Source organism: Algoriphagus sp. SE2 (genome assembly GCF_039563885.1).
Lineage (GTDB): Bacteria > Bacteroidota > Bacteroidia > Cytophagales > Cyclobacteriaceae > Algoriphagus.
In genome coordinates this window covers 146,679-161,719 of the sequence record NZ_JBCLWJ010000006.1, presented here as the reverse complement: position 1 = coordinate 161,719, position 15,041 = coordinate 146,679, and the positions used below count along the sequence as shown (strand labels likewise).

Sequence of the window (15,041 nt, the reverse complement as noted above, 5' to 3'; positions counted from 1 at the left end):
ATTCCTCTATTTTTGAAAACCAAATATGACTCATTATGATTTACAATTCCATTATTGAAACCATTGGGAATACCCCAATGATCCGTTTGAATAAACTAGCAAAAGATATAAAAGGCGAAGTCCTAGTTAAGGTTGAATATTTTAATCCTGGAAACTCAATGAAAGACCGTATGGCCATAAAGATGGTTGAGGATGCGGAAAAGGCTGGGATATTAAAGCCGGGAGGCACTATCATAGAAGGTACAAGTGGAAATACCGGAATGGGTTTGGCTTTGGCAGCCATAGCAAAAGGATATAAGTGTATTTTCACCATGGCTGATAAACAGTCGAAAGAGAAAATTGATATTCTAAAAGCAGTTGGCGCAGAGGTAATCGTATGTCCCACTAATGTTTCGCCTGAGGATCCAAGGTCTTATTATTCCATTGCCAGAAAACTAAATAAGGATATTCCTAATTCATTTTATCCAAATCAATACGATAATCTTTCAAATACGGCAGCTCATTATGAGACTACAGGCCCTGAAATCTGGAGAGATACCGAAGGAAGAATTACGCATTATGCTGCAGGTGTTGGGACAGGTGGATCCATGTGCGGAACTGCCAATTATCTAAAAGAGCAGAATTCCAATGTCGTGACAGTAGGTATTGATACCTATGGTTCAGTTTTCAAAAAATATAAAGAAACTGGAATTTTTGACGAGAAGGAAGTTTATCCTTATTTGACTGAAGGAATCGGGGAAGATATTCTACCAAAGAATGTTGACTTTGATGTGATTGATCATTTCGTTAAAGTGACGGATAAGGATGCGGCGGTTATGACTCGTCGTTTGGCAAGGGAAGAGGGGCTATTTGTAGGTTGGTCTTGCGGGTCTGCTGTCCATGGTGCATTGGAGTGGGCAAAAGAGAACTTAAAAGAAGGAGATCAAATGGTGATCATTTTGCCAGATCACGGAACGCGCTATTTAGGAAAAGTTTATAATGATGAGTGGATGAGAAACCACGGTTTCTTGGAAGATAGAACCTATTCCACAGCAAGAGATATTATTTCTCAAAGGCAAGGAAATTATCAGCTCGTGTCATCTCTTAAGACAGATTCAGTCCGGGATGCTATAAGTTTAATGAATAAAACAGGAGTTTCTCAAATTCCTGTAATGGAAAATGAGGAAGTTGTTGGTTGTTTAACCGACAACAAGCTTTTGGCAAAAATCATTGAAACTCCAGAGTTGAAGGATGCTAAAGTTTCAGATGTGATGGAGGAATCCATGCATTTTGTTGCTTTAGATAGTACATTGGATGTGCTTTCCTCGATGGTAGAAAAAGAAAAAGCAGTTTTGGTTAGAGATGGAAACAATCAAATCCATATCATTACCAAGCATGATATTTTAGAAGCTTTTACGAATTAATTTCAAAGAATGGATCAAATTAAACTTCAACGAATTATTGATTCGGGAGTAGATTTTAATATTTCAAAGATTATTGACAAAGCCTGGGCAATGTTTAAAGCCCGGGCAATGTTTCATATTGGTTTTGCCTTCCTCATATTAAATATTCAGTTTGTTTTTACTTTCTATTTGGAAGATTTTGTGTTTATTTATTCTATTTTTTTGGCACCACCTCTAGTCGCAGGGTTTTATTTGGTTGCCAATAGAATGAGTCAAGGAGAGTATGTAGATTTTCAGAATTATTTTGATGGATTCAAATATATCCTACCCCTAATCATTGTAAACCTTCTCACGGGGATCTTCATTTTGTGTGGGATTATTCTTTTGATTCTTCCAGGGATTTACCTGGGGGTAGCCTATTTATTCAGTCTTCTATTTGTTCTTTTTGGAGGTTTTGATTTTTGGCCGGCAATGGAATATAGCCGTAAATTAGTTAATACCAATTGGTGGAAGTTCTTTGGGTTTGTATTGGTTTTACTTCTCATCAACATTGGTGGCTTTCTTTGTTTGATTGTAGGTTTGTTGGTGACAATACCTTTGACTTATTTATCAGTGTATGTACTTTTTGAGGAGTTGACGATTGATGCAGCGGAAGATTTGGAGGTAATTTCTAAACCTGAGTTTGATTAATAATCTTAAGAAATAATTGTATTTAAAATTGTATCGAATAAACAATTGACTGACAAAATATTTTACTGATTTAAGGCGTTGAAAATCATTTATTTAGATATATGTTTAATCATGAATCTAAATTTTTATTTCAAATTATTACTCAACATAATCTCCAGCCTATTTCTGCATTTCTCAGCTAAATCATCTATCGAATGGTGATCATCTGGGTGAATTGGCTTAGAGAAATAGATTTTCACTTTTCCTGGACTTAGGAATAAAGAACCTCTTTTATGAATTGTGTCTGCACCAATGATCGCAAATGGCATAATAGGTATTTCGGTTTCCATAGAAAGCCGAAATGCACCTTTTCGAAAAGGTAATAATAGACCTTCAGTATCATTCCTCGTTCCCTCTGGAGCTACTACAATAGATATCCCTTTATTGAGTATTTCAATGAGTTTAGGGATACTTTCTTTTCTGGATTCTGGGTTATCCCGATCTACCCAGATGGCTAATTTCCCGACTACCCAACCAAAAAACGGAATTTTAGATAGCTCTTTCTTTCCAAGGGCTCTTACTTGTTGAGGAATTGCTATTGGAATTATTGGAGCATCAAAAAATGAACGATGATTGAAAATGTAGATGTATGGTTGTTTTACGTCGATATGGTCACGCCCATGAATTTCAAATCTAAAACCTGACAAGAGAGACCATGTTCTGGCCCAAAGTCGGATAAAGAAAAATGAGATTTTCCCGGCCTGATCACTGAATAATAGGGGTACGACTATAAAGATCCCTAATAGCAAGAGCAATGCAGTGAAAATCAAAAGCGAATAGATCGTAAATAGAGCTTGAAAGATTTTCATTCTTAACAGATAATGGTAATTTCGGGTATTAATTTAATCTCAACTCTTTGCTTGCTTAAGCCCCGGAGCGTTCTGGGGCTTTTTATTTAAATCAATTTAGCAGGGATAATCTCATTTTTCTAATCATAATCAAATAATAAATATTCCATTTTTTTATAAGAATTCTTGAAATAAAAGAAAATCCTTACCTTTGCAGTCCGTTCGAGTGAACGGGGTGTTTTAAGAATTATTGAAACATTTATCAAAAACTAAAAAACCTCAGCCCGATGACTCTAAGGCTGTTGATATTCAGAGTTTTGTAATTATGTCTACAAAAGAAGAATTTAACTGGGATAACTTCGAAACCAAAGGGTTTGGTGAGGGCTATTCTAAAGAACAGCGCGAGCAGATGGCTGCAATGTACGAAGGTACATTAGGCGAGATCACTGAAAAAGAAGTTATCAAAGGCACCGTTGTTGGTGTGAATGATAAGGACGTAATCATTAACATCGGTTTTAAATCTGATGGGTTAGTTCCACTTTCTGAATTCAGAGATCTTGAATCTATCAAGCCAGGTGATACAGTTGAGGTGTTTATCGAAGAGCAAGAAAATGCGCTTGGTCAACTTATCCTTTCTCGTAAGAAAGCTAAGATTGTACGTGCATGGCAGGACATCGAAGATGCTCTTGAGCATGACAACGTGATCGAAGGTTTGGTAAAAAGAAGAACAAAGGGTGGTTTGATCGTAGATATCTACGGTGTAGAAGCATTCTTGCCAGGTTCTCAGATCGACGTGAAACCTATCAGAGATTTTGATATCTATGTAGGTAAGAAAATGGAAGTGAAAGTGGTGAAAATCAACCACGCTAATGATAACGTAGTAGTATCTCACAAAGTGTTGATCGAGAAAGATCTTGAGAAGCAGAAAGCAGAGATCCTAAACAACCTAGAAAAAGGTCAAGTATTGGAAGGTGTGATCAAGAACATGACCAACTTCGGTGTATTCATCGATTTGGGTGGTGTAGATGGTCTGCTTCACATTACAGATATTTCTTGGGGACGTATCAATCATCCAGAAGAAGTATTGCAACTTGATCAGAAAGTTCAGATTGTGGTTCTTGACTTTGATGATGATAAGAAGAGAATTTCTTTGGGTATGAAGCAGTTGACTGCTCATCCATGGGATTCTTTGGCATCTAACCTTGAAGTTGGATCTAAAGTAAGAGGTAAGATTGTAAACGTGGCTGACTACGGTGCGTTCCTTGAGCTTGCTCCAGGTGTTGAAGGTTTGATCCACGTTTCTGAGATGAGCTGGTCTCAGCATTTGAGAAACCCTGCTGACTTTGTGAAAGTTGGTGACGAAATCGATGCTGTTGTATTGACTTTGGATAAAGAAGATAGAAAGATGTCATTGGGCATCAAGCAATTGACTGAAGATCCTTGGACTAAGAATGATATGAGTACTAAGTATGCTGTGGGTACGAAGCACACAGGTATAGTTAGAAACTTGACAAACTTTGGTCTTTTCCTAGAAATGGAAGAGGGAATCGATGGTTTGGTTCACGTATCTGATCTTTCATGGACTAAGAAAATCAAGCATCCATCTGAGTTTGTTAAGGTAGGGGATGAGCTAGAAGTAGCTGTTCTTGAACTTGACGTTGACAACAGAAGATTGGCACTTGGTCACAAGCAATTGGAAGAGAACCCATGGGATACTTTCGAAAATGTATTCCCAGTAGGATCTGTTCATAAGTGTACTGTAGTTTCTAAAAATGACAAAGGAGCAGTTCTAGAGCTTCCTTATGGTTTGGAAGGTTTCGCAACCATCAAAAACCTAGAGAAAGCAGATGGTTCTCAAGTAGAAGCAGGTGACTCTGAGGACTTCAAGGTTACTGAATTCTCTAAAGACGATAAGAGAATTGTCCTTTCTCATACAGCTACGTTCAAAGAAGAGGCTAAGCCAGCTAAGAAAGAAGCGAAGAAGAAGTCTGAATCTTCTACTTCATCTTCATCTTCAGCTCCAGCAGAAAAGTCAACACTAGGAGACTTGGATGCATTGACTCAATTAAAAGAGCAAATGGAAGGCGGAAAGAAATAATTCATAAAAGCTTTCAAAATATAAAGGTGTTCAACATTTGTTGAACACCTTTTTTTTATTCACTTATCACTGAATTTACTCAGGGATAAATAGTTAATAAGTGGTATTTAATTTTTTCTCAAAGAGGCCTTCGCGTCTTGGTAAATTAGTCTTCATAATCAAACCAGCTTTAATCCTTCATAAAATTGGGATAATCCTAAGGGGGAAAACAAAAAAAGCACCCCGGTAAAAGGGTGCTTTGAGGGAGGTCGAGAGCGGATTCGAACCGCTGTACAAGGTTTTGCAGACCTCTGCCTAGCCACTCGGCCACTCGACCATTTCTGAAATGGAATGCAAATCTAGAGAATATCTCTTTTGAAGCAAAACTAGCTTCATTTATTTTATATGTTTTTATCGATAGGAGATACAAAGTCTTGATTTACAAATTAAAAAATATTCAAATCCATTGATATTTTCCGGTAGTTCGAAATTGAAACAAAAACTATTTTATTTATAATGATTCTAAATAAAATAAGTTTCTAAAAAATCAGTTTAAAATATTGAAAATCAGATAAATAAACTGGGATTTAGACGGTAGTTACCCCGGGAATATGAAATGAATTCTTGTTTGAAAAATTGAGCCCGGGTAGTACCTTTGCAAGGGTTAATGAAAACCGCATAAACTATTTAATTAGCTATAATATGTTATCAAAACGCTCGTTAGTAGGAGTTCGATTGAATTTCCACACGCTGGCAGTGCTGTTTTTCATGCTGATTGGATTCCAGGCATTTGCCGCAGATCCAGCAGTTGATAGTAGCGAAGAAGCAGTAGCAGCAGGTAAGGCTGTATACAATGCAAATTGTAAAACATGCCACAAACTGGATCAAAAACTAATAGGTCCAGCCTTGAGAGGAGCCACAGACAGACAACCTGTTGAGCTTGTAAAAAGCTTTATCAAGAACTCTCAAGCGGTTATTGCATCAGGTAATGAATATTACTCTGATCTTTATGCAGAGTATAACAATACGGTTATGATCTCCCATGAGTTTTTGACTGATGAGGAGTTGAATAACTTACTTTCTTATATAGAATATGGAGATACTGCGGATCCGGCTGCTGTTGAGGCTTCTGCTGGTGGTGAAGGAGGAGCGGTAGCAGCAGGAGGAGGTATTCCAAATGAATATCTTACAGTTATCCTTGCGGTTCTGGTTGTGGTGCTTTTATTGATCCTTGTTGTCTTGGGATTGATTATTTCTGTGTTGACGAAGTACCTTAACAAGCAAGAACTTGATGAAGACGACAAAGAATTCATCACACAAAAATTCAATCTGGGTAAAGTTTTAAAGAGCGACGGGTTCATTATTATTGTGACTGCTTTAGTAGTAGCCTTAGTTGCTAAGACTGCTATTGATGGACTTTATACTGTCGGTGTTCAGCAGGGTTATGCACCAACTCAACCTATTGCTTATTCTCACAAATTGCATGCTGGTACATTAGAGATCGAATGTCAGTATTGTCATACTGGTGTTGAGATCGGAAAGTCCGCAAATATCCCTTCTCCTAATATTTGTATGAATTGTCATACACACGTACAGAATGTACAGGGTAAAGAGGGGGTCTCTCCAGAAATTCAGAAAATTTATGACGCCGTGGATAACGATACTCCTATTGAGTGGGTACGTGTTCACAATCTACCTGACCTAGCTTACTTCAACCACTCACAACACGTGAAAGTTGGTGGTATTGAATGTCAAACTTGTCATGGTCCTATTCAGGAAATGGAAGTGGTAGGTCAACATAGCGCTTTGACTATGGGGTGGTGTATCGATTGTCATAGACAAACCGAAATTACTACTGAAGGCAATGCCTATTATGATAAATTGGTACAGATTCATGTAGATTCAAAAGATGCCCTAAAGGTGAAAGACATCGGCGGGCTTGAATGTGCTAAGTGCCATTATTAATTCATTATCCTTTTTGCAAATTCATTCCTAGATCATAAAATGAAGGAAAATAAAAAAACATACTGGAAAGGGCTAGAGCAACTTAGCAACGATCCGGAGTTTGTAAAGCATGCTGATAAGGAGTTCGTTGAACTTCCTACTTCACTAAGTGAAGATGGCAGTGCCTCCAGAAGAGATTTTCTCAAGTTGATGGGATTTAGCTTAGCGGCAGCTTCTTTAGCTGCTTGTGAAGCTCCAGTAAGAAAGGCTATCCCCTATGTGAATAAGCCTATCGACATCAACCCCTCTATTCCTAATTATTATGCATCAACCTTCTCTTCAGGAGGTGACTATGCATCAATCGTTGTAAAAACCAGAGAAGGTCGTCCTATTAAAATTGATGGAAACGAACTTTCTCCTATTAATAAAGGAAAGGTAAATGCAATCGTAGAAGGATCAGTTCTTTCTTTATACGATAAACAAAGATTAGCCGGACCACATATTGGTGGAGAACAAACAGATTGGGCAACAATCGATGCTCAAGTAAAGTCAAAACTTGCTTCTGCAGGTTCTGTGAAAATTGTTTCAAATACCATTCTTTCTCCAACTACCTTAAAAGCCATAGAGCAATTTTCCGAAGTCTTTGGTGGTGCGGAATTGATCCAATATGATCCAATTTCAAATTATGGTATTTCAAAAGCTGCGGAGACCTATTACGGTTCGGCGGTAATTCCTTCTTATTCGTTTGATAAGGCGAAGACCATCGTGTCTTTTGGTGCTGACTTCCTAGGTACTTGGATATCTCCAATTGAATTTGCTGGACAATATGCCAAGACCAGAAAAATAAGCAAGGAGAAGCCTGAAATGTCAAGACATTATCAGTTTGAATCCAATCTTTCTTTGACAGGTGCTAATGCTGATTATAGAACACCAATCAAAGCTTCTCAAAGCGGATTGGCAGTTTTGGTACTTTATAATGCAATTGCTAAAAAAGCAGGTGCTGCCACAGTTTCTGCTCCTGCTGTTGAAATTGCTCATTTGGATAAAGCTGCGAATGACCTTTGGGCTGCAAAGTCTGCTGGTTTGGTAGTATCCGGGTCTAATGACCCAAATGTTCAAGTGGTTGTAAATGCAATCAATGAACTTTTAGGAGCGAATGGAACTACAGTTGATTTTACTAATCCAGTTCATTTCCGTAAAGGAGATGATTCCCGCATGAACCAATTCGTCAATGAATTAAAAGGTGGACAAGTTGGAGCAGTGATTTTCTATAACTGTAATCCAGTTTATGATTTTGCGAGAGGTGCTGAGGTTGCTGAAGGAATCGCAAAAGCTAAAGTGAGCATCGCTACCAATGGTACAATGGATGAAACTTCCTCATTGGTACAGATGGTTGCTCCAGATCATCACTTCTTGGAGTCTTGGAATGACTTTGAACCTAAGAAAGGACATTTTTCTTTGGCTCAGCCTACTATTTCTCCTCTTTTTGATACAAGACAGGCACAAGATTCATTCTTGACTTGGTCAGGTTCAACTTCTAATTATTATGATTTTCTACAATTAAATTGGGAATCTGAGATATTCACTTTAGTTGAAACAGGTGGTAGTTTCCAGCAATTTTGGGATACTACACTGTATAATGGAGTTTTTGCTATAAATGAAGGAGAAACTACAGTTGTCGCTCCGGTAGGTGACATAAGCGAGTCAGCTTCAAATGTTGCTAAAACTTACAAAGCTGATAATGCTGGTGCAGAGTTGGTTCTATATACTAAAGTAGGTATTGGTAACGGTACGTTTGCTAACATACCATGGCTTCAGGAAATGTCTGATCCGATTACTAAAGCTACTTGGGATAATTACCTAACCGTTTCTCAAAAGTGGGCTTCTGAAAATGGAGTGAGTATGTTTGAGGAGCAGACTTCAAAAGCTTCAATTACTGTTAATGGGAAATCTTTGGTAGTTCCAATTTTGGTTCAACCAGGACAAGCAGAAGGTACTTTTGGACTTGCAATCGGTTACGGTAGAACAAAAGCCGGTCGTGTTGCAAATGGTGTTGGTGTAAATGCCTATGAATTAGCTGACGCATCAAAAGGCTTTATAAACTTTGATATTATTTCAGGAGTAGAAGTTGCTGCTACTGGAGAACCATATAAGATTGCTAGAACTCAAACTCACCAGACCTTTATGGGACGTGAGAATGTGATTCAAGAAGCAACGCTTGCGGAATATAAGAATGATGCAGGTGCTGGAAGATACCATCCAGAGATCTACAAAGACGGAGAATTTGTGAAACCTAGCAAAATCTCTCTTTGGTCAGGTCATCAATATTCTCAACATCACTGGGGGCTTGCTATTGATATGAACTCCTGTATTGGATGTTCTGCTTGTTCCGTTGCCTGTCAAGTTGAAAATAACGTGGCTGTTGTAGGTAAGCAAGAAGTATTGAACAGAAGAGAAATGGCCTGGATCAGAATTGATCGTTATTATTCTTCTGATGCTCCTGCTGAGGATTTGAATGGAATGGAAGTGGCTTCAGCTAATCCGGAAGTTACTTTCCAACCAATGATGTGTCAGCAATGTAATAACGCTCCTTGTGAGACAGTTTGTCCAGTTGCTGCAACTACCCACTCATCAGAGGGTCTAAACCAAATGACATACAACAGATGTATTGGTACAAGATATTGTGCAAACAACTGTCCTTATAAAGTACGTAGGTTCAATTGGTTCAAGTATCATGATAACAAAGACTTCGCAGGCGTGAATGTGGCGCAAAACGATGACATGGGTAAAATGGTATTGAATCCAGATGTTACGGTACGTGCAAGAGGAGTAATGGAAAAATGCTCTATGTGTGTTCAACGAATTCAGGCTGGTAAATTAGCAGCGAAACGTGAAAAGCGTAAAGTTCAGGATGGAGAAATCAATGTAGCCTGTGCTGTTGCTTGTCCTACTGATGCCCTAGTGTTTGGAGATATGAATGATTCAAACTCTAAGGTTTCTCAACTTCTTAAAATCAAAGAGAACACTACTTCTGCTTTGAAGGAAGTGAATGAGGAAAGAGCTTACCATGTATTGGAAGAGATCAACGTAAGTCCAAACGTTTGGTACTTTACCAAAATCAGAAATAAAGATATTAACGAAGCGTAATCATAATTTTATAAACTATGCAGGTTACTTCATCCGTACGTGAGCCGTTAGTTACCGGAGGTAAAACCTACCATGATGTCACACATGATGTGTCTCGTCAGGTAGAAGGTAAACCAACTTTACTTTGGTTCCTTGCCTTTTTAACAGCTGCAGGTACTTTGGCAATAGGATTAATTGCCGTAACAGCCACCGTTTGGGAAGGCATTGGAATGTGGGGATTGAACAAGACCGTAGGTTGGGCTTGGGATATCACCAACTTCGTTTGGTGGGTTGGTATTGGTCACGCTGGTACATTGATTTCAGCTGTTTTGTTGCTCTTCAGACAGAAATGGAGAACTTCAATTAACAGAGCAGCAGAGGCGATGACAATTTTTGCGGTTATTTGTGCTGCGATGTTCCCGGTTCTACACATGGGAAGACCATGGTTAGGAGCTTATTGGGCTCTTCCGCTTCCAAACACATTTGGTTCGCTTTGGGTCAATTTTAACTCTCCTCTTCTTTGGGACGTATTTGCGATCTCAACTTATTTCTCAGTTTCTTTAGTTTTCTGGTATATAGGTTTGATTCCTGATTTTGCTACCATCAGAGATAGGGCTACTGGCTTGAGAAAAATTATTTATGGAGGTCTTTCCTTTGGATGGGACGGAGCTGCTAAGACATGGATGAGATATGAATCAGTTTCTTTAATTCTTGCCGGTTTAGCTACTCCCTTGGTATTATCAGTGCATACTATTGTATCCTTTGACTTTGCTACCTCCGTAATTCCTGGATGGCATACAACGATTTTCCCTCCATACTTTGTGGCAGGAGCGATCTTCTCTGGATTTGCCATGGTATTAACCTTGATGATTATAACCAGAAAAGTATTTAAACTGGAAGATTACATCACCATCACCCACATTGAATTGATGAATATTGTAATCATCATTACAGGTTCAATTGTTGGTATTGCTTATATCACAGAATTCTTTATTGCTTGGTACTCTGGTGTAGAGGCAGAGCAGTATGCATTTATAAACAGAGCGACTGGACCTTATTGGTGGGCTTACTGGTCAATGATGACATGTAATGTGATTTCGCCTCAACTGTTCTGGATTAAGAAAATCAGAACATCTATTGTCGCTACCTTTGCCTTGTCAATTGTCGTGAACATTGGTATGTGGTTCGAACGGTTTGTAATTATCGTTACATCTCTTCATAGAGATTACTTGCCATCTTCTTGGGCAATGTTCTATCCAACCATTACAGATGTTGGAGTTTATCTATTCACATTTGGATTGTTTTTTTCTTTATTCTTCTTGTTTGCCAAATTCTTCCCGGTAATCAACATGGCTGAAGTGAAGTCAGTATTGAAGTCGACATCTGAAAAAGTTCGTAAATAATCATGGAAAGAGATAAGAATTTTATTGTAGGAGTTTACGACGATGAAGACGTATTACTCCATGCTGTTTCTGAAGTAAGAACCAGCGGAGTCAAAATTCATGAAGTATACACCCCTTATCCTGTTCATGGATTAGAGGAAGTGTTGGGATATAAAAGAAGTCGTTTACCTATTGCAGCATTCCTATTCGGTTTGTTAGGTACTACTTTGGCCTTGACCATGCAATTGTATATGATGCGCTATGATTGGCCAATGATCATAGGTGGAAAAGATAATGCTGCCATCCCAGATTTTATTCCCGTTACATTTGAATTAACTGTATTACTTGCAGCATTTGGAATGGTAGGGGTTTTTATGATCAGCTCTAACTTAAAGCCTTGGGCTCAGCCTCGAATATTTGATTTGAGAAGTACAGATGATAAGCACATTATGGCAATAGATATTGCAAATAATACGAGTATGGAAGTAGCAAAAATTCAGGAGATCCTAAAATCTTCCGGGGCTACAGAGGTGAATAATAAAAGTTTTGAATAGTAATTCTGGAAAAATGAAGATTGCTAAAGCACTTAGTTTATTGGGGTTTGCTGTCGCTGGGATTTCACTGGTAGGTTGTAAAGCTGATGGTGATAACCAGGGATTGGAATATGCCCCTCAGATGTATCATTCTGTTGCATATGAGCCATTAACTCAAATTAAAGATGAGACTAGTGGTGAGTGGTTATCAAATAGAGAAGATGAAAAGGGCGAGTTTTTCAACAGTAATATTCATAATCCTCACGGAATGAATATGAGAGAACCTGTGGCGGGAACAGTCCCTAGAGAGAAAAATGGATATCTACCATATAGGTATAAAGCATTTGAGATAGAAGAAGCGGCAGCCAATGTTAAAAACCCTGTAAAATTGGATGATGCTGTTTTGAAAGAGGGTGAGAGATTGTTTCAGTTATATTGTACACCATGTCACGGAAAAGGTGGTCAAGGTGATGGTACAGTAGGTATGATCATAGGTGGTGTTGCAAATTTGACGGGAGGAGCTTATTTAGGCTTATCAGAAGGTCATATTTATCATGTGATTACGAAAGGAAAAGGAAGGATGGGAGCTCACGGTTCACAAATCACTCCTGAAAATAGATGGAAGATTGTTCACTATGTGAAACAAGAACTCCAGGGAGGCCAAAATGCTGATAATGCAGTAGCTGAGGCAGAGGCCCAAGAAACACAAGTAGAAACTCCAGCAAATTAATTATGGCTCACGACGTACAGCATTATAATTTGGATCAAAAGTTTGACTTTACGCCAAAGACCAAGAAGTCGATCTTTACAGTATTGACTATTGGTGCAGCATTGTTGATCATCGGTATCCTGATGGCAATTTTCGGAGGACACCACGAAGAAGCTGCAGAAGCAGGTGGTCACGCATTTCACTGGTATGAGCGTTTATATGCTAACCTTTGGATAAACAATGTTTATTTTACAGGAATCGCGATTATTGGAGTATTCTTTTTTGCTGTTCAATATGCCGCTCAGGCAGGTTGGTCCGCTCCAATTTCAAGAGTCATGTTATCATTTGGTCATTGGCTTCCGTATGCAGGAATCTTGATGATTGTAACATTCTTTGTTGCGAATCATGATTTATTCCACTGGACTCATGCTTATTTATTTGATACAAATTCTCCGGAATATGATAAAATCATAGATGGAAAGGGAGCATTTTTCTATTGGCCTATGGCCAAAGGAACTTTTCCTGTTTTCTATATTCTTAGAATGGTTTTATTCTTTGGATTCTGGGTTTTCTTCTTCAATAAATTCAAAAGTATATCAGCGCAGGAGGATCAATTAGGCGGTACTTCGCATTGGTTTAAAATGAGAAGTTGGTCTGCATATTTCATTATTTTCTTCGCAGTTTCTTCTTCCATAAGTGCTTGGGATTGGGTGATGTCAATTGATACTCACTGGTTCTCAACTTTATTTGGTTGGTATGTCTTTTCTTCCTGGTTTGTATCTGGACTTTCAGCAATTACTTTACTGGTAATTTTCTTGAAAGGCAGAGGTTACCTAGAGATGATAAATGAGAATCATGTTCATGATATGGGTAAGTTTGTCTTCGGATTTACCATTTTTTGGACATATTTATGGTTTTCTCAATTTCTTTTGATCTATTACGCAAACATTCCTGAAGAATCCGTGTATTTCATAGAGAGACTATCAAGTGATATCTATGGACCTTACATCTTTGTAAACCTTGCAATGAATTTCGTTTTGCCATTCTTAATCTTAATGACGAGAGATTCAAAAAGACACGGAGTGTTTTTGAAGTTGGTTTGTACTATGATCATCGCTGGACATTGGGTAGATTTCTTCTTGATGGTTCAGCCTGGAACATTAGGCCACAATGGTGGGATTGGATTTATGGAAATTGGAATGTTCCTAGTTTATGGTTCGGCGGTAACGCTTGTAGTTTTAGGTGGTTTATCTAAGGCAAATTTAATTCCTAAGAACCACCCAATGCTTGAAGAAAGCTATCATCATCACATTTAACAATTAGCAGAAAAAATTAAGCTATGTACGGATTTCTGATCGGAGTTGGAGTTCTTTTATTACTATCCATTATTTGGATGGTTTACAGAATTCAAACCTTAGTCTCTGTGGTAAAAGGATCTGACAAAAAGATCGCTACAGGAAGTAATAAGGTTAATGCTATTTTATTTGTTGTATTCTTATTGGGAACTGGATTCTTAATGTTCTGGTACTCGATAAAAGAATTCGATAATTATGAATTACCAATAGCATCACAGCATGGAGTAGTTACAGATCAATTATTCTGGATTACAATGGCTGTGACTGGTGTTGTTTTCTTAATCACTCATGTATTGTTATTTATTTTTCCTTATAAATATCAATACAAAGCAGATCGGAAAGCAACTTTCTACCCTGACAACAATAAATTAGAAGTCATTTGGACGGTTGTTCCAGGTGTAGTCTTAGCAGGTCTTGTGATTTCAGGATGGATGGCTTGGTCGGATATTACTGCCCCAGCCCCAGAAAATGCACATGTTGTTGAAATCATGGGGTATCAATTTGCTTGGGAGGTTAGATATCCAGGAAAAGATAATGTCTTGGGAGAATATGATTACAGATTAATCACTGCAACAAATTCCCATGGAGTTGACTTTACTGATAAGAACGCTATGGATGACTTCCCATCTCCAAGAGTTGTAATACCAAAAGGAGAGCCCGTTCTTTTCAAAATTAGAGCTAGAGATGTTTTACATTCTGTTTTTGCACCTCATATGAGATTGAAAATGGATGCAGTACCTGGAATGCCAACCCGATTCTGGTTTGTACCTACCAAGACTACTGCAGAGATGCGTGAGGAGACTGGAAACCCAGACTTTGAATATGAAATTGCTTGTACTGAAATTTGTGGCCGTGGTCACTTTTCAATGAGGAAAGTAATTGAAGTGGTTGAGCCAGAGGAATACCAAAAATGGTATGCAGAGCAAAGGTCTTTTATCCAGATGAACCCTGCCTTGGCAGAAGGAATTCCGGCTGAAGCGAAAGAGCTTGCTAATAATTAATTAAGCGAAGGTAAT

Annotated in this window: 11 protein-coding genes and 1 tRNA gene; 10 read left to right on the top strand and 2 right to left on the bottom strand. The window is 38.3% G+C overall.

Annotated features, from left to right (window positions below; all coding sequences use genetic code 11):
* Positions 1 to 35 precede the first annotated feature (35 nt).
* A complete protein-coding gene (locus tag AAGF08_RS09565) occupies positions 36 to 1,403 on the top strand; it encodes a pyridoxal-phosphate dependent enzyme (RefSeq protein ID WP_343510931.1) in 1,368 nt (455 codons plus the stop codon).
* Between the two features lie 9 nt (positions 1,404 to 1,412).
* Positions 1,413 to 2,072, top strand: a complete 660-nt coding sequence (locus tag AAGF08_RS09560; protein WP_343510930.1) for a hypothetical protein — start codon at positions 1,413 to 1,415, stop codon at positions 2,070 to 2,072.
* Positions 2,073 to 2,197: 125 nt separating this feature from the next.
* Here AAGF08_RS09560 and AAGF08_RS09555 read toward each other — a convergent pair whose 3' ends face one another.
* Complete coding sequence (locus tag AAGF08_RS09555) at positions 2,198 to 2,920, bottom strand: lysophospholipid acyltransferase family protein (protein ID WP_343510929.1); 723 nt, start codon at positions 2,918 to 2,920, stop codon at positions 2,198 to 2,200.
* Positions 2,921 to 3,224: 304 nt separating this feature from the next.
* Here AAGF08_RS09555 and rpsA point away from each other — a divergent pair, with 304 nt between their 5' ends.
* Positions 3,225 to 4,997, top strand: coding sequence for a 30S ribosomal protein S1 (rpsA, locus tag AAGF08_RS09550; protein WP_343510928.1), 1,773 nt, complete (start codon positions 3,225 to 3,227; stop codon positions 4,995 to 4,997).
* Between the two features lie 245 nt (positions 4,998 to 5,242).
* Here the strand turns inward: rpsA and AAGF08_RS09545 are convergent.
* Positions 5,243 to 5,313: transfer RNA gene (locus tag AAGF08_RS09545), tRNA-Cys, on the bottom strand.
* Positions 5,314 to 5,678: 365 nt separating this feature from the next.
* On the opposite strand from AAGF08_RS09545, the gene AAGF08_RS09540 reads away from it, so the two are divergent.
* The 7 genes from AAGF08_RS09540 to AAGF08_RS09510 are packed head-to-tail and all read left to right on the top strand — an operon-like array spanning position 5,679 to position 15,026.
* The gene (locus AAGF08_RS09540; RefSeq protein WP_343510927.1) at positions 5,679 to 6,941 is read left to right on the top strand and encodes a c-type cytochrome; all 1,263 of its coding nucleotides are present in this window, start codon (positions 5,679 to 5,681) and stop codon (positions 6,939 to 6,941) included.
* A 39-nt stretch (positions 6,942 to 6,980) separates the two neighbouring features.
* Entirely contained in the window at positions 6,981 to 10,067 is a 3,087-nt protein-coding gene (locus AAGF08_RS09535) for a TAT-variant-translocated molybdopterin oxidoreductase (RefSeq protein WP_343510926.1), read from the top strand.
* Between the two features lie 17 nt (positions 10,068 to 10,084).
* Positions 10,085 to 11,449, top strand: a complete 1,365-nt coding sequence (nrfD, locus tag AAGF08_RS09530; RefSeq protein WP_343510925.1) for an NrfD/PsrC family molybdoenzyme membrane anchor subunit — start codon at positions 10,085 to 10,087, stop codon at positions 11,447 to 11,449.
* A 2-nt stretch (positions 11,450 to 11,451) separates the two neighbouring features.
* On the top strand, positions 11,452 to 11,982 hold the full coding sequence (locus AAGF08_RS09525; protein ID WP_343510924.1) for a DUF3341 domain-containing protein: 531 nt from the start codon (positions 11,452 to 11,454) through the stop codon (positions 11,980 to 11,982).
* Positions 11,983 to 11,995: 13 nt separating this feature from the next.
* Entirely contained in the window at positions 11,996 to 12,691 is a 696-nt protein-coding gene (locus AAGF08_RS09520; protein ID WP_343510923.1) for a cytochrome c, read from the top strand.
* Between the two features lie 2 nt (positions 12,692 to 12,693).
* A complete protein-coding gene (locus AAGF08_RS09515) occupies positions 12,694 to 13,986 on the top strand; it encodes a quinol:cytochrome C oxidoreductase (protein WP_343510922.1) in 1,293 nt (430 codons plus the stop codon).
* A 23-nt stretch (positions 13,987 to 14,009) separates the two neighbouring features.
* Positions 14,010 to 15,026 carry a cytochrome c oxidase subunit II gene (locus AAGF08_RS09510; protein ID WP_343510921.1) on the top strand — a complete coding sequence of 339 codons (1,017 nt, stop codon included), beginning with the start codon at positions 14,010 to 14,012 and terminating at the stop codon, positions 15,024 to 15,026.
* The last annotated feature ends 15 nt before the right edge of the window (positions 15,027 to 15,041 follow it).